This is a genomic window from Mesorhizobium sp. WSM4814 (genome assembly GCF_055811595.1).
Map to the genome: position 1 here is coordinate 1 of NZ_JBVVQT010000039.1, position 15,068 is coordinate 15,068.

Annotated in this window: 15 protein-coding genes; 6 read left to right on the forward strand and 9 right to left on the reverse strand. The window is 63.5% G+C overall.

Annotation, left to right across the window (positions count from 1 at the left end; all coding sequences use genetic code 11):
- Positions 1–247 precede the first annotated feature (247 nt).
- Positions 248–1,111 (reverse strand): DMT family transporter, encoded by an 864-nt coding sequence (locus tag AC0L2V_RS30810; protein WP_473511480.1) that lies wholly within the window; start codon positions 1,109–1,111, stop codon positions 248–250.
- A 106-nt stretch (positions 1,112–1,217) separates the two neighbouring features.
- On the opposite strand from AC0L2V_RS30810, the gene AC0L2V_RS30815 reads away from it, so the two are divergent.
- Complete coding sequence (locus AC0L2V_RS30815) at positions 1,218–2,621, forward strand: aminotransferase-like domain-containing protein (protein WP_473511481.1); 1,404 nt, start codon at positions 1,218–1,220, stop codon at positions 2,619–2,621.
- 21 nt (positions 2,622–2,642) lie between these two features.
- Here AC0L2V_RS30815 and AC0L2V_RS30820 read toward each other — a convergent pair whose 3' ends face one another.
- From AC0L2V_RS30820 to AC0L2V_RS30830, 3 genes are all read right to left on the reverse strand, one after another.
- The gene (locus AC0L2V_RS30820) at positions 2,643–3,143 is read right to left on the reverse strand and encodes a MaoC family dehydratase (RefSeq protein WP_473511482.1); all 501 of its coding nucleotides are present in this window, start codon (positions 3,141–3,143) and stop codon (positions 2,643–2,645) included.
- 223 nt (positions 3,144–3,366) lie between these two features.
- Positions 3,367–3,795 (reverse strand): phasin family protein, encoded by a 429-nt coding sequence (locus AC0L2V_RS30825; protein WP_473511483.1) that lies wholly within the window; start codon positions 3,793–3,795, stop codon positions 3,367–3,369.
- Positions 3,796–3,890: 95 nt separating this feature from the next.
- On the reverse strand, positions 3,891–5,186 hold the full coding sequence (locus AC0L2V_RS30830; protein WP_473511484.1) for a DUF445 domain-containing protein: 1,296 nt from the start codon (positions 5,184–5,186) through the stop codon (positions 3,891–3,893).
- A 198-nt stretch (positions 5,187–5,384) separates the two neighbouring features.
- Between AC0L2V_RS30830 and rirA the strand changes: the two genes are divergently transcribed.
- Positions 5,385–5,846: an iron-responsive transcriptional regulator RirA gene (gene rirA / locus AC0L2V_RS30835; protein ID WP_091598109.1), complete on the forward strand. Its 462-nt coding sequence runs from the start codon at positions 5,385–5,387 to the stop codon at positions 5,844–5,846.
- A 219-nt stretch (positions 5,847–6,065) separates the two neighbouring features.
- Here rirA and AC0L2V_RS30840 read toward each other — a convergent pair whose 3' ends face one another.
- The 5 genes from AC0L2V_RS30840 to hemP form a co-directional block, all read right to left on the reverse strand.
- On the reverse strand, positions 6,066–6,854 hold the full coding sequence (locus tag AC0L2V_RS30840) for a heme ABC transporter ATP-binding protein (RefSeq protein ID WP_473511486.1): 789 nt from the start codon (positions 6,852–6,854) through the stop codon (positions 6,066–6,068).
- A 259-nt stretch (positions 6,855–7,113) separates the two neighbouring features.
- A complete protein-coding gene (locus AC0L2V_RS30845) occupies positions 7,114–8,208 on the reverse strand; it encodes a FecCD family ABC transporter permease (protein ID WP_473511487.1) in 1,095 nt (364 codons plus the stop codon).
- Between the two features lie 11 nt (positions 8,209–8,219).
- Entirely contained in the window at positions 8,220–9,068 is an 849-nt protein-coding gene (locus AC0L2V_RS30850) for a heme/hemin ABC transporter substrate-binding protein (RefSeq protein ID WP_473522039.1), read from the reverse strand.
- Positions 9,069–9,132: 64 nt separating this feature from the next.
- Positions 9,133–10,212, reverse strand: a complete 1,080-nt coding sequence (locus AC0L2V_RS30855) for a hemin-degrading factor (protein WP_473522040.1) — start codon at positions 10,210–10,212, stop codon at positions 9,133–9,135.
- A gap of 11 nt (positions 10,213–10,223) precedes the next feature.
- Positions 10,224–10,445, reverse strand: coding sequence for a hemin uptake protein HemP (gene hemP, locus AC0L2V_RS30860; protein WP_473511490.1), 222 nt, complete (start codon positions 10,443–10,445; stop codon positions 10,224–10,226).
- A gap of 205 nt (positions 10,446–10,650) precedes the next feature.
- Between hemP and AC0L2V_RS30865 the strand changes: the two genes are divergently transcribed.
- From AC0L2V_RS30865 to hmuQ, 4 genes are all read left to right on the forward strand, one after another.
- Complete coding sequence (locus tag AC0L2V_RS30865; protein WP_473522041.1) at positions 10,651–12,885, forward strand: TonB-dependent hemoglobin/transferrin/lactoferrin family receptor; 2,235 nt, start codon at positions 10,651–10,653, stop codon at positions 12,883–12,885.
- A gap of 5 nt (positions 12,886–12,890) precedes the next feature.
- Entirely contained in the window at positions 12,891–13,334 is a 444-nt protein-coding gene (locus tag AC0L2V_RS30870) for a hypothetical protein (RefSeq protein ID WP_473522042.1), read from the forward strand.
- Positions 13,335–13,569: 235 nt separating this feature from the next.
- Positions 13,570–14,415, forward strand: coding sequence for an energy transducer TonB family protein (locus AC0L2V_RS30875; protein ID WP_473522043.1), 846 nt, complete (start codon positions 13,570–13,572; stop codon positions 14,413–14,415).
- A 68-nt stretch (positions 14,416–14,483) separates the two neighbouring features.
- Positions 14,484–14,798: a heme-degrading protein HmuQ gene (gene hmuQ, locus AC0L2V_RS30880; RefSeq protein WP_128176755.1), complete on the forward strand. Its 315-nt coding sequence runs from the start codon at positions 14,484–14,486 to the stop codon at positions 14,796–14,798.
- Positions 14,799–15,068 lie beyond the last annotated feature (270 nt).

Below are 15,068 nucleotides of genomic sequence, written 5' to 3' on the forward strand. Positions count from 1 at the left end.
CCGAATCATCTCCCTCTCTTCCTTACCCCCGGAATCATCAATCCGATTCTGTGCAAAGGCCTCCTTGTGGGAGAAGGGGGCCGCCCACGGGTCTTGCCTCCGGCAAGCCCGAGGACAGGCTCCGCGGCCGGATGAGGGGTGCTCCAGCTTGGCACCAACAGCACTCCGGCCAGCACCCCTCTTCCGTCTTGGCGCTGCGCGCCAATCCACCTTCTCCCACAAGGGGAGAAGGAAGAAAGGCCGCCGCCTACCGCGCATATTTCTTCGCACCGACCACGCAGAGCACGACGGCGGCGGTGACCGCGATCATGGCGGGGCTGACTTGCTCGTGCAGCAGCATTGCCGCCAGCCCGAGGCCGAAGAAAGGCTGCAGAAGCTGCAACTGCCCGACCGCGGCGATGCCGCCTTGCGCCAGCCCGCGATACCAGAACACGAAACCGATCAGCATGCTGAACAGCGAGACATAGGCCAGGCCGATCCAGGCGGCCTTGCCTACGTTTTCGAGCGACGGTGGCATGGTGACGAGCGTCAGCGCCAGCATGACCGGCAGCGACAACACCAGCGCCCATGAGATCACCTGCCAGCCGCCAAGCTTGCGCGACAGCGTGGCGCCTTCCGCATAGCCCAGTCCGCATACGATGATTGCCGCCAGCATCAGCATGTCGCCAAGCGGCGACACCGAGACACTTTGGGTCACCGCAAATCCGGCAACCAGGGCGCTGCCAAGGCATGAAAACAGCCAGAAGGCCGGTTTGGGGCGATCGCCGCCGCGAATGACGCCGAAGATCGCGGTCGCCAGCGGCAACAGGCCGATGAAGATGATGGAATGGGCCGAGGTGACGTGCTTGAGCGCCAGCGCGGTCAGCAGCGGAAAGCCGACCACGACGCCGAGCGCGACGATGGTCAGCGACAACAGATCCTGCCGTTCCGGACGCTTCTGGCGAAAGACGAGCAGAAGCGCCAGGCCGAGGATGCCTGCCGTGGCAGCGCGGGCGACGGTCAGGAAGGCCGGATCGAAATCCATCACCGCAACCCGCGTTGCCGGAAGCGATCCGCTGAAAATCAGTACTCCTACGAATCCGTTGATCCAACCGCCCGCCGTCTTGTCCATCGCATGCCCCTGATGTTCTCGCCCTCTATCGGGCCGGACCTATGGCGCCGCCAGAGACAATGAGGTACAGTTTGATGAAACTGTCATGGCAAATTGAGCAGTACGGATGGACGAGCAGACGACGGCAAATGTGGGCAGCGGGACGCTTGTCGAAAGCGTGATGGCGACGATCAGGCACAGGATCGCCGCGCGCAGCCTGACACCCGGAACACGATTGCCTTCGATCCGGGCTTTCGCGAAAACCATGCAGGTTTCGAAATCCACAGTGGTCGAAGCCTATGAGCGTCTTGCCGCAGAAGGCGTCATCCGCTCGCGTCCAGGTTCGGGCTTTTATGCCGCCGGACCGTTGGCTCCCTTGTCGCTGGCCGAGATCGGCCCCACGCTTGACCGTGCCGTCGATCCGCTCTGGGTTTCGCGCCAGTCGCTGGAAGCCGGCGACGGCGTGCTCAAACCCGGTTGCGGCTGGCTGCCGGCCGCGTGGATGCCGGAGGCCGGATTGCGCCGGGCGCTGCGGACAATGGCACGCGGCGATGATGTCACGCTGACCGATTACGGCACTCCGCTCGGGCTGCCGCCGCTGCGGCATCTGCTCGCCCGGCGCATGGCAGAGCACGGCATCGAGGCGTCTCCCGACCAGATCATGCTGACGGAATCGGGCACTCAGGCCATCGACCTCCTGTGCCGGTTCCTGCTCGAACCGGGCGACACGGTGCTGGTGGACGACCCCTGCTATTTCAACTTCCATGCCCTGTTGCGCGCTCATCGGGCCAAGGTGGTCGGCGTTGCCTATACGCCGTCGGGACCGGATATCGAGCTGTTCGCGCAGGCGCTGCTCGAGCACCGGCCGCGCCTCTACATCACCAATTCCGCGCTTCACAATCCAACGGGTGCAATTCTGTCGCCGGTCGTCGCCCACCGATTGCTCAAGCTCGCCGACCAATCGGATCTGACGATCATCGAAGACGATATCTTTGCCGACTTCGAACACACCCCGGCACCCAGGCTGGCGGCGTTCGACGGTCTTGGTCGCGTCGTCCATATCGGAAGCTTCTCCAAGACGCTTTCGGCGTCGGTGCGCTGCGGCTTCATCGCGGCTCCGCGCGACTGGATGGAAGGACTGACCGATCTCAAGATCGCCACGTCATTCGGCAGCGGCAGGCTTGCCTGCCAACTGGTGCTGACGCTGCTGAAGGACGGCAGCTATCGCAAGCACGTCGATCTGCTGCGCACGCGGCTTTCCCGCGCCATGGCTGAGACAAGCACCCGCCTGAAGGCGATCGGCATCGTGCCGTGGATCGACCAGCCGACCGGCATGTTCTTGTGGTGCAGACTGCCGGAAGGCGTCGATGCAGCTGATATAGCCCGCCGCGCCTTGCCGGCCAATGTCGTTCTGGCGCCCGGCAATGCGTTCAGCCTGTCCCAAACCGCCAGCCGTTTCCTGCGCTTCAACGTCGCGCAGTCGGCGGACGAGAGAATTTTCAGGACGCTCGAAGAGGCGATGTCGCGTTGATTTTTCGCGGCGCTTCGCCCCTCACGGCCCTGCCCGCCTGCGCCGCCGCTCATAGAGCATGACCAGCGTTTCGGCGGTCAGCGCAGGCTTCTTCTCACCTTCGATCTCGATGATGTTGGCGGCCTTCATCAGATACTGGCCGGGGCCCTTGTCCTCCATGGACAACAGCGTGATCCGCAGCCTGATGCGCGCGCCGGCCCTGACCGGCGCCAGGAACCGCACCTTGTCAAAACCATAATTGAAGACGGCTTGCGTGTTTTCCGGCACGATGCCCATGTCGAGCGCCAGCGCGCCGATGATCGACAGCGTCAAATAGCCATGCGCGATGGTGGCGCGGAACGGGCTCTGCCGCTTCGCCCGCTCTGGATCGACATGGATCCATTGGCGGTCGCCGGTGCATTCGGCGAACTGGTCGATGCGGCTCTGGTCGACCGTCGTCCAGTCCGACACGCCAAGCTCCTGCCCTGTCATCGTCCTGAGCTGTTCGTAGGTCGGCGGCGGCCTCAGCCGTATTTGCGTCATTCCTGCTTTCCCGATCGCTTGCCTTGCCTCCGGACCACGAACCGGCCGCCTCTGTCAATTCGCTCAGTGTGTTCCGCCGCGATATCCTCGGCCGGATCGCGCCAGTGGCGGTGTAGAGCTGAATTATCGAGCAAGAGGAACTTTGTGCGCCTCGGCGGGACCAACACCAAGGCTTTCGCCAGCCGGGATGACGACAGAAAAGTCCAGCGGCTTGGGAAACAGCCTACTCCTTGTCGTAGCCGCTGCGGATTTCCTCCATCGCCTCCTTGATGCGCTCGCGCAGGATCTCGACCGATTCGGTGCCGGATTTCCTGGCCAGCTCGGCCACCTCGCCGGCATTCTTCAATGCGGTTTCGAAGGATTTCCTGGCGAACGCCGTTTGCTTGGCCATCAGCTCCCGAGGATCGCCCGGCGCCCTGTAGTCCTGCGCCATGTCGGCGATCTCGTGCAGCGTGTCTTGCAGCATCTCGCGTTGCCTGGAGAGCATCGACGACGCTCCGGCAGCACTTGCCCTGGCCGACTTTTCGAGTGCCTCGAGGTTCTTGCGATGATGGCTGAGGATCGCCTCGACATCGACGTTCGGCAGCTTCAGGTCGCGGCCGAACCTGCCGAACATGTCGATGAAGGTGTCGGATTCCGGTCGCTTTGCCATGGTGGTTTTCCTCTGTTGCTGCGAATTCGGCAGCTGAAGAGAAACAATAGAACAGCGGAGCTTCGCGGTCCATTCGGCCGCGCACACATCGCGCCTCAGCCGACGAGGAACAGCCGTTCCAAAGTGTGGAGCACGACGCCGGCCAGGCCGCCGATGACCATGCCGTTGAAGCGGATATATTGCAGGTCCCTGCCGATGTTCATTTCGATCAGCCTGGTCAGTTGCGCAAGGTCCCAGCGCTTGACCTGATCGGCGATGAATTTCGAGACGCCGCTCTTCTGGCTTTCGACGAACGACGACAGCGCAACGATAAACCCCTGGTTCATGTCGGCCCTGATCTGGGCGTCGCCGGCAAGATGGCGGCCGACCTCGACGAACATGCTGGCGAGATGGGCGCGGATCATCGAACTCGGCGCCTTGGCGTCCTGCTCGATGAACACACTCAGGCTTTCCCACATGTCGCCGGCCAGCGCCTTCAGCTCCGGCCGGGCGAGGAAATCGCGCTTCAGTTTCTCGGCGCGCTTGGCGTATTGCTTGGATGTCCTCAGCCGCTCGACGAAGCTCAGGACAAAACGGTCGAATTCGGCGCGCATCGGGTGATCGGGATCGGCCCGCACCTCGTCGAGCAGCGATCCAGCCGAGGCGACGATCTTCTTCAGCAGATAGGCGTCGGCGCGAAACAGGTTGAACAGCGACGGCAGTTCCTCGCGGATCTTCTCGCGCATCGTCGCCAGCGCCTGCTCGTCGCTCAGGAAGCGGCCGACGACCTTGGTGAATTCGTCGAACAGTCGTTGGTGGCGGCGGTCGTCGGTCAGCGCCGACAGCAACTCGGCGGCGAGCGGTGCCAGCGGCACCTTTTCGATCTGCTCCAGCATGCGGCTGGTGACGAAGCCGCGCAGGCCGGATTGCTCGATCGCCGCCAGTGTCTGCGGCACCAGCCTGCCGACGAAATGCGACAGATCGGCGGCGCGGTTGGGGTCGGCCAGCCAGTCAGCGACGAGTGCGGAAAAATCGACCTCGGCAAGCTTTTCGCGCACCGGCTCGGGCGCCAGGAAATTGACCTCGATGAAGCGGCCGAGATTGTCGGCGATGCGGTTCTGGTTCTCCGGGATGATTGCGGTGTGCGGGATCGGCAGGCCGAGCGGTCGCCTGAACAGCGCCACCACCGCATACCAGTCGGCCAGCCCGCCGATCGTCGCCGCCTCGGCGAAAGCAGCGACGAAACCCAGCCACGGATAGTGGCCCTCGAACGACTTGGCCACCGCAAAGATGAGGACGCAGAGCGCGAGCGTTGCGGTGGCGACGAACTTTGTGCGCCGAAGCGCCGAAAGCTTGGCCTCCGCGTCGGCATCGAACCGGGCGGATGCCAAAGTCGGTGCTGATTGTGACATGGATGAACTGCTCCTGGTCGATGTCGCGGAGTTAACTTAGTGATCCGCCCACCCGAATGCGCGCCATATCAGGGTCATGGTCCGCACGACCGCCCACACAAAGCTGACAGAAATATTCAACTATCATGCGATGCTTGTCTGGAATTATTCCAAGGTATAGGCCATATTAGGGTTGAGCTACTGCTTCGTGAGGACACAATGCGGCTGACACGCCAGACCAACTACGCCATGCGCATCCTGATGTATTGCGCCGCGAATACCGACCGGCTGAGCCGTATCCCGGAGATCGCTGCCGCCTACTCGGTGTCCGAGCTCTTTCTCTTCAAGATCCTGCAGCCTTTGGTCGAGCATGGTCTGGTCGAGACGGTGCGCGGCAGGAACGGCGGCGTCAGGCTCGGCCGGCCGGCCGAATCGATCACCCTATTCGACGTCGTGCGCGTGACCGAAGAGAGCTTCGCCATGGCCGAATGCTTCGAGAACGACGCCGCCGAATGTCCGCTGGTCGACAGTTGCGCACTGAATTCGTCGCTGCGCGAGGCGCTCAACGCCTTCTTCGCCGTGCTCGAGCGCTATACGATCGCCGACATGGTGGCAGCGCGCCCGAACGTGCGCCACCTGCTCGGCATCGACATGCTGGTGCAAAGGGCGCCGGCCGCCTGATCCGGGTCGAGCCATAGCCGAACAGCGCTTGCAACTCTCCCTTCTCCCCTTGTGGGAGAAGGTGGCCTCGCGAAGCGAGGTCGGATGAGGGGTGTTCCAGCTTGGCACCAACAGCGTCCCGTCCAACACCCCTCAACCGTCTTGGCGCTGCGCGCCAATCTTCCTTCTCCCACAAGGGGAGAAGGAAGAAGGGGCGGCGCCGATCTTGCCAGCTGGAACTTACGCCGCTGACTGCGGCAGGACGAACGGCATGTCTCCAGCCGGCAGCACGCCGACCCTCAGCCGGCAATCGAACACTTTTTCGATCAGATCGTCGCTCAGCACGTCCTGCGGTGAGCCGGTGGCGGCAAGCCTGCCGCGGTGCATGACGAAGATCCGGTCGGCATACATCGCCGTCAAATTGAGGTCATGCAGGATCGCGACAACGCCGCCGCCCCGCCTAGTGAAATCGCGGGCGATGTTCATGATGATCAATTGGTGCTTGATGTCGAGGCTGGAAACCGGCTCGTCGAGGAAGAGGTAGCGCGGTTTGCCGTCGAGGACCGGCGCCCAGACCTGGCAAAGCACACGGGCCAACTGCACGCGCTGCTGCTCGCCGCCCGAAAGCTCCTGGTAGAAACGGCCGGCAAAGCCGTCGAGATCGACGCGCGCCAGCGCCCGTTCGGGCAGGCGCGCGTCCTCGCCGGGCGGCGCGCCCGAGCGCCCGCCGAGCAGGCCAAGCTTGACGATCTCGCGCACCGTGAACGGAAACGACAGCGTCGTCGCCTGCGGCAGCACGGCGCGCAGCATGGCGGCCTCGACCGGCTTCATCACCGACAGGTCGCGACCGTTGATGGTGACCTCTCCCGAATAGGCAAGATCGCGGGACAGCGCCCTCAGGAAGGTCGTCTTGCCCGAACCGTTGGGACCGACGATGGCCGCGATCTCACCGGGCCGCATGTCGAAATCGACATTGGCGACGATGCCCTTGCCGCCGATCGCTACCGAGACATCCCGCGCTTCGATCATGCAAACCCCTCTCACAGACCGTTTCGAAATTCGCTCTGGCGAGTCATATGGTGGTGGTTTCGAGAACCGGAACGCAGCGTACATTAGAGCGCCGCGCGTCCAATTGGACGCGCAAAGGACGCTCTAACACTTTGCATTTGCGCATGATCCTTTCCGGGACACCGAAATCGGTTCCCGGGGTCATGCGCGGGTACGTGAGTACCGGAAGCGCAGAAAACGCCATCGGATGGCCGCCAGAGTAGAGTTTCCAAATGGTCTGTCATAGGTCGATGACGCCACGCTTACGCAGCAGGATCCAGAGGAAGAACGGGGCGCCGGCGATCGCGGTGACGATGCCGATCGGCAGCTCGGCCGGCGCCACGATGGTGCGGGCGACGGCGTCGGCCAGCAGCAGCAGGCAAGCGCCAAGCAGGGCCGAGGCCGGCAGCAGATAACGATTGTCCGGGCCGATGGCCAGGCGCAGCAGATGCGGCACGACGATGCCGACAAACCCGATGCCGCCGCTGACGGCGACAGACGCCCCGACCGCCGCCGAGACGCCGATGATGGCCGTGTATTTCAGCCGCTGAACTGGAATGCCGAGATGGCCGGCGGTGGCTTCGCCCAGCGCCAGCGCGTTGAGGCCGCGCGCCAGGAACGGCATCGCCGCCAACGCCAGCACGATCACAGGCCCAACGGAGCCGATTTTTTGCCAGGTCGCGCCGGCGATCGAGCCGAGCTGCCAGAAAGTCAGGTCGCGCAACTGCCGGTCGTCGGCCATGAAGATCAGGATACCGGTCAGTGCCATGGCAAGGGCCGCCAGCGCGATGCCGGCGAGCAGCATGGTGGCGACCGAGGTTTGGCCGCGCCGGGTGGCCACCTGATAAAGCACCAATGTCGTCGCCAGCCCGCCGCAGAACGCCGCCAGCGGCAGAGCGAGTGTGCCCAGCATCAAAGTCATCGGCGCCAGCACTGTGGCGCCAAGCACGATGACGGACACCGCGCCGAGGCTCGCTCCGGCCGAAACGCCGATGAGACCGGGGTCTGCCAGCGGGTTGCGGAACAGCCCCTGCATCACCGCGCCGGAGACGGCCAGTGCTGCGCCGATCAGCACACCGAGCGTGACGCGCGGCAGGCGGATGTCGTAGACGATCAGGCGGTCGCGCGCGCTCAGCGCCTCATTGCCGGGTGCTGCACCCAACAGCCAGTCGCCGACGACGCTCACGGCCGAGGCATCCGATGCGCCTGAGGTCAGCGAAAACAGGACGGCAACGGCAAGTCCGAGGCACAAAGCCAGGATGACGATGCGCGCGCGCCCCGAGCGGTCGCCGTCGGATGCTGTAGCCATAGTGCCCGCGATCGATTGATCCACCATCGGGCGCCCGCTCAGTCCGCGGCCTGCCCGCCGTAGAGCGAGGCGGCAAGGTCGTGGATGACGTCGGCGGTGCGCGGCCCGAAGCCGAGCAGATAACCGCCATCCATGCGGACCACCTTGCGCGCCGCGCCCGCCGGTGTCGACCGGATGGACGGGTTCGCGAACAATTCGTCGTCCGATACGCCGGGGCCGGCATTGTTCATCATCAGGATCACGTCGGGCCTGGCGGTGATGACAGCCTCGTCGGACAGTTGCTTGTAGCCGGAGAAGCCGTCGATCGCATTGACGCCGCCCGAAAGTCTGATGATGCCGTCGGCCGCGGTGTCGCCGCCGGAAGCGAGGATCTTGCCGCCCCGCATCGACAGCACGAACAGGACGCGTTTGCGGTCCTTGATCGAGGCGGTCTGCTTTTCGGCGGCCTTCAGCTTGACACCGATCTCGGCTGCCAGCGCAGCGGCCTTGGCGTCGGCGCCAAGCGCCTTGCCAACGATGCGGATCTTTTCGAGAATGCCTTCGTGGTCGTAGCGCTCGGGCACCTCGATGAACGGGATGCTCGTCTTCTTCAGCACGTCGACGGTTTCCTTCGGCCCGCTGCCGTGCAGCGCCAGGATGCCCGACGGATTGACCGACAGCACGCCTTCCGGCGACAGCTGGCGCATGTAACCGACGTCAGGCAGCTTGAGCGCCGCCTCGGGATATCGGCTGGTCGAATCGCGAGCGACCAGCCGGTCCTGCTCGCCGAGCGCAAAGGCGATCTCGGTGATCGAACCGCCAATCGCCGCTATCTTCGACGGGTCCGCAAAGACCTCCGTGCCTTCGGCAGCGCGGGCCGGCAGCGCGAAGGCCACGGCAAGGCACATCGTGCCCCAAGCGCCATTCCAAAAACACGCGCCCGTTCAAGCAAAGCAGCCATTGTCGTTGTCCTCAGGCTGCGGTCGGGCTTGGAATGCGCGGCAGGTTCTCTGCCAGAAACCGCCAGTCCTCGCGCTCGCTTTCGCCTTCGTGGCGCTTGCCGAAGAACTGGATGATCATCTTGCCGTCGGCGCCATAGGCTTCGAGAGACGTGACATGGCCATCCTTGGTCGGCTTGCGCACGCCCCAGACCTCTTGGATGTGGTCGGTCCGCAGATGCAGGTGGAAGGTCTCGTCCAGCACGTTGATCCACGGCCCCATCGGCTTGATCGACTTGATGGGGCCCGAATGGATCTGGATGCAGCCGCGATTGCCGACAAAGCACATGATCGGCATCTCGCCCTCGGCGGCATGATGGAACATGGCGCTGACGGCATCGTGGTCGAGCAGCCAGGCGTAATCCTGGCCAACCATGCGCAGCGCCTGGCGGCGGTCGAGCTTCAGCGTCTTCAGCATGCCGAAGAACTGATGCACGTCGGTCAGACGGCTCCAGCGGTCGCGCAGATCGTCGACGTCAGCGGAAGCGGCGGAAGCCTCGGCCTCGCTTTCAGGCCCGGCTTCTGAGACCGACCCTTCCTCTGAAATCGCGACGCTCGACTCCTGGTTCGGCGATTCCAGCTCGGCCACCAGCTTCTGATAGGCATAGAGGTTCGACGCCGGCCGCAGATGCACCTTGTGCACCGCCTCGCCTGCCGCATCGAAGAACTGCAGGCTGCGCCTGATATCGCCGCCGACGCGCTTTTCGACGGCAAAGCCGTGCGCCCAGGCTTTCGGAAAGATGCACAGGTCGATGTTCTCGCCGAGCACCATGGCATTGTGGTTGCCGGTCACGACCTTGTCGTAGACGCCGATCTTCTCGTGCACGGCGCTTTCATTGCGCGTGAGCGCCATGACCTCGCCGACGGCCTCGAGGCCGGTCAAAAGATCGTTGACGCGCGGCTCGACGCGGAGGACGCCGTCGCCGCAATGCGCGGCGAACAACTCGGCCTCCGAAATGCCAAGCTGGGCGGCGAGATCGCGCTCGCGCGTCTTCGGATTGTCAGCCCGTGCCCGCCGGATCTCGTGCGGCGCGGGCCTTACGCGCTGGTCCATATTTTTATTACCTACTTGTTGAGGATGAGCTTGCCCTGGCGGGTGATTTTTAGCCGGTAGAGCGCTCCGTGATGCTCGATGCTGATCTCGTGCTCGCCCTGGAACAGCGCGTTGCTGGACAGGGTCCTCACCGTCAACGGGACCCGATCGAAACGAGCCGAATTGTCGTCGGAACGGCGAACGCGATCGCGAAAGTCACTGGGCCGAAAGTCCTTGGGATTGTGCGTGTTCATCTGGTTCGATCCCTTTCCTGGGCCGGGCCTGGTTCGGCTGGCGGCGGTGCGTGAAATGCCGATTCATTTCTTGACTTGAATACTCATGTTTACTAGTCAGTGCAATACCGGAGTAGATGAGTCAAGATTTAAGAGCCGGACACGACGAAAAATGCCGGCGGCGTCAAGCCAGCCAGCATCGAACCAGGATTTTTGGAGTTGGGGCATGGGGTTGGGGACTTGGGGACGGCTGGGTCTGGCGAATAGCAGCCCAGATCCGGGACATCGATCAATGGCAAAGGGCATGGCAGCATTGCTGGCGAGCGCTGCGGCGATCGCGCTGCTCACCCCGTCGGCCCATGCTCAGTCGGCCAATGCTCAACAGGCCGGCCAAACTGCAACAGATCGGCAGCAGGCCGAACAGGCGCAGGCGCCTGAACAGCCGGCCGCGGCAGGCGCAACGCTGCTCGACCAGATCCTGGTCGTCAGCCGCACCGGCGAGACGGCGATCGATTCCCTGGCTTCGGTCAGCCATGTCGATCAGGAGCAATTGCAACGCCGCATGGCGACGACGCCCAACGACATGCTGTTGGGTGTGCCGGGTGTAGCGGTCCAGGCCGACGCAAGGCGCGTCTCCTCCAGCATCAACATCCGTGGCTTGCAGGATTTCGGCCGCGTCGCGGTCATCGTCGACGGTGCGCGGCAGAATTTCCAGCGCTCCGACCATGGCCCGCAATCGACCTTCTATATCGACCCGGAACTCATCAAATCCGTCGACGTCATTCGCGGCCCGGTCGCCAACACCTACGGCTCGGGCGCCATTGGCGGCGTCGTCCTATTCGAGACCAAGGACGCGGACGACTATCTTCGCGACGGCGAGACATGGGCGGCGTCCGCGACCGGGCGCTATGAGAGCAATGGCGAAGGCTGGACGACCAGCGCCGCCGGCGCCTACCGTTTCAACGAAAATTGGGATGTCCTCGGCAACATCGTCTATCGCGACTACGACGACTACAAGGATGGCGGCGGCGATACGGTTGACGGCACCGGCTTCGACGTTTTGAGCGGCTTGCTGAAGACAACCATCCGCCCCAACGAAAACAGCGAACTGAAGCTGGGCTGGAATGGCACGAGCGACGGCTGGAACGAGGTCAGCGGCGGCACGCCGGTGAATGACGTCGACCTGGAGGCGAATACCTTCACGGCGCGCTACAACATCACCGATGAGGACAAGAGCTGGCTCGATCTCCACGTCAACGCCTCCTACAACAAGACCAACATGGAGATGACGAGCCTGGTTCCGCAAAACCGCTTTGATCCGGTCACCGGTCTTCCCATCGTCCTGCCGGCGGGCTCGATATCGACTTTCGATGTCGGAACTTCGGGCATCGACATCTGGAACACCTCGCGGTTCGAGACCGCCGGCATTGCGCACGAACTGACCTATGGCGGCGACTGGGTTGGCGACGATGTCGAGACGGGTGGCGCCGCAGGCGGCGCCAGTTTCTATACCCCTTCGGGCAAGCGAAACGTTTCCGGCGCCTACATCCAGGACAAGCTCACCTGGGACTGGCTCGAAATCATCGCCGGGCTGCGTTACGACAGCTACAAGCTCGAAAGCGATGTCGGCGAAACCTCCGGCGACCGGCTGTCGCCGCGCATCACCGTCGGCGTCTCGCCGTTCGAAACCGCCGGCCTTGCGGGACTGCAATTCTACGGCACCTATGCCGAGGGATATCGCTCCCCGTCGCTGTCGGAAACCCTCATCAGCGGCAATCATCCGGCAGGCGTCAGCTTTCCCTTCCTCCCCAATCCCGATCTGACGCCTGAAACCGGCAAGACCGTCGAATTCGGTGTCAACTACAAGCACGACGACATCGTCGAGGCCGGCGACGCGTTTCGTTTCAAGGCCGCCTACTTCAACAACGATGTCGACGACTACATCGAAGGCGTCACCCTGTCGGCCTTCGACCCGACCAGCGGCTGCCCGTTCGGCCCCGGCATCCCGATCTGCTTCCAGTACCAGAACTTTGCAGAAGCCAGGATCCGCGGCTTTGAAATGGAAGCCGTCTATGACGCCGGTTGGGGTTTCGCCGGGCTTTCCGCGTCGATCATCGATGGCCACACCATCTCCTACGACGGCGAGCGGGCAGACCTTGTCACCGTCCCCTCTTCGCAGGTCACCGGGCAACTCGGCTTCCGCTTTCTGGAGGACAAGCTGACCGTCGGCGGCGAGGTGCAGTATAATGGCAGGCCGAAGGGCAATCCGGTGGCCAGGGACTACACGCTGGTCAACGTCTTCGCCAGCTACCAGGCGACCGACAATCTCAAGGTCGATTTTCGCGCTGACAATTTGTTCGGCGTCAAATACACCAACCCGTTGAATGCACCCGCCACTGTTGTAGTTTACGAGCCTGGCGTCACGCTGAAGCTGGCGGCGACAATGCGATTTGGAGGCTGACGACAATGAAAAGCTTGACGGCATCGCTTCGCCTGCTGATCTCGGTGCTGGCCATGCCGCTTGCGATGGGTCCGGCGTGGGCGCAACAGGCTGCGCCGGCCCCTGCTCTCACGCTTGAGCTTAATGGCGCGCAGGCCTCCGAAAAAGGCTGCCGTCTGACCTTCGTGGTCAACAACACGCTCGGCGCCGACCTCTCGAAGGCAGCGTTCGAGATCGCGCTGTTCAACGAGGCCGGCGTCGTCGACCGGCTGACGGTGCTCGACTTCAAGGACCTGCCGGCGGGCAAGACCAAGGTGACGCGTTTCGATCTTGCCGGCGCCGACTGCGCCAAGGTCAGCCGCGTGCTGATCAACAGCTCGACCGAATGTGCCGGCACCGGCATCAAGCCGGACGCTTGCATGCGTGGGCTGAAGACCGAGACCAAGACCGGCATCGCCTTCGGGGTCTGAGAAGGTAGACCGCGCTGGCCGGCCTGTTGCCGCCAAGGCAAATGATGTTGATTTGACAAGTCCGCGCCGGTCGCGGCAGGTCTCGCCGCGAGCCATGCAGAACATCAGTCCCCTCCCCGACGCCGATGGCGAACTGGCGATTGCGCCGACCGGACCGCTTGCGCCGGCCCGACCGTCAGCCATGAGCCGCAAATGGACGGCGGCGATCGTCGCCTCCTGCCTGTTTCATGCGGCGGTGGCGGCCGCTTTTCTCGTCGCACCTGCCGGCACGTTTGATGCCGGGGACGCAATCGAGGTGGAAGGCGCCGATCAAACCGGCGCCAACGTGGTCGGCAGCGCCTTGGATAGTCAGGGTGCGTTGAACGTCACCCTGGTGCCCGACCCGCGGCCAGCCAAGCCTGAGGTCAAGCCCCAGATCAAGCCAGAGCCGCCTGCCGACCGGCCCACCGGGGACCGGCCCATTAGGGAAATGGCCGCGCAACCACCCCCGCCCTTGCCGCAGATTGTCGAGCAACCCACTGCCACGCCAGACATGCTGATGGCCGAAACCCCACGGCTGGACGAGCAGAGCGTGGCTCCGAAGATCGAAACGCCGGCAGAGCCGGCTGCTCCGGCGCAAAGCACCGAGGCGCCTCCTGCCGATGTCGGACAGCCGCCGATCCCGACGCCAAGGCCGAGCGCGACACCAGGTCTTGGCGGAGCCGGCGAGACGAACAATCCCCGCGGCGCCGCGGATGGCGAGGAAAGCAACGCGGTGACTTCCAGCAAGGGCAAGGAGCAGGCTGCGGCAGGCAATGCGATCGAATCCGGCTACAGCGGTGAAGTCCAGAAGAAGCTTGCCCGCGCCAACCGTCATGTTTCGAAAGCGATACAGGCCAGCGCTCGCAACAATGCCAGGGTCGTTTTCGTTGTCATGGCCGACGGCAGCATCAGCGACATACAGCTTGCCGAAAGCTCAGGTTCTGCGGAGCTTGACCAATTCGCTTTAACACTGGTGCGCAAGCAGGCGCCGTTCCCTCCCATTCCAAGCGAAACCGGCAAGTCAAGTTGGGTGTTTAAAGCGCGGATCGGTCCATTTTAACAGCCTTCGCCTCATCGTTTCAGGCGATCCACCAAGCATCATAATTCGCAATCCCGGAAGGACAGCCAATGTACATCGCCATGAACCGCTTCAAGGTCCAGAATGGCTCGGAAGCCGCTTTCGAGGACATCTGGAAGAACCGTGATTCCAGCCTGTCCGAAATGAAAGGTTTCAAGGAATTTCATCTGCTGCGCGGTCCGGTCAACGAGGCCGAAGGCTACACGCTGTTTGCCTCGCACACCGTGTGGGCGAGCCATGAGGATTTCGTCGCCTGGACCAAATCCGAGAACTTCCGCGCCGCGCACCGCAACGCCGGCTCCACCAAGGTGCACTATCTCGGCCATCCGCAGTTCGAGGGCTTTTCGGTCGTCGAGGGCGCGTAAGCAGGTCGCCGCCGGCGAAGCTGCCGATCTCCCCCTTGCGGGGGAGATGCCCAGCAGGGCAGAGGGGGGTGCTGTCCCGCCGACCTATCAAACTGTCACAGCCACGCCTCAGGCGAATTTCCGGTTGGGAGTGGCTAAAGTCGAAAGTTGGCGATCCTTCACACCCCCCTCTGTCCTACCGGACATCTCCCCCGCAAGGGGGGAGATCGGCAGCTTCGCCGGCAGCGCAAACCTGAAGTGATTGCCCTGCCGAGATGAGCGCACCCGGCC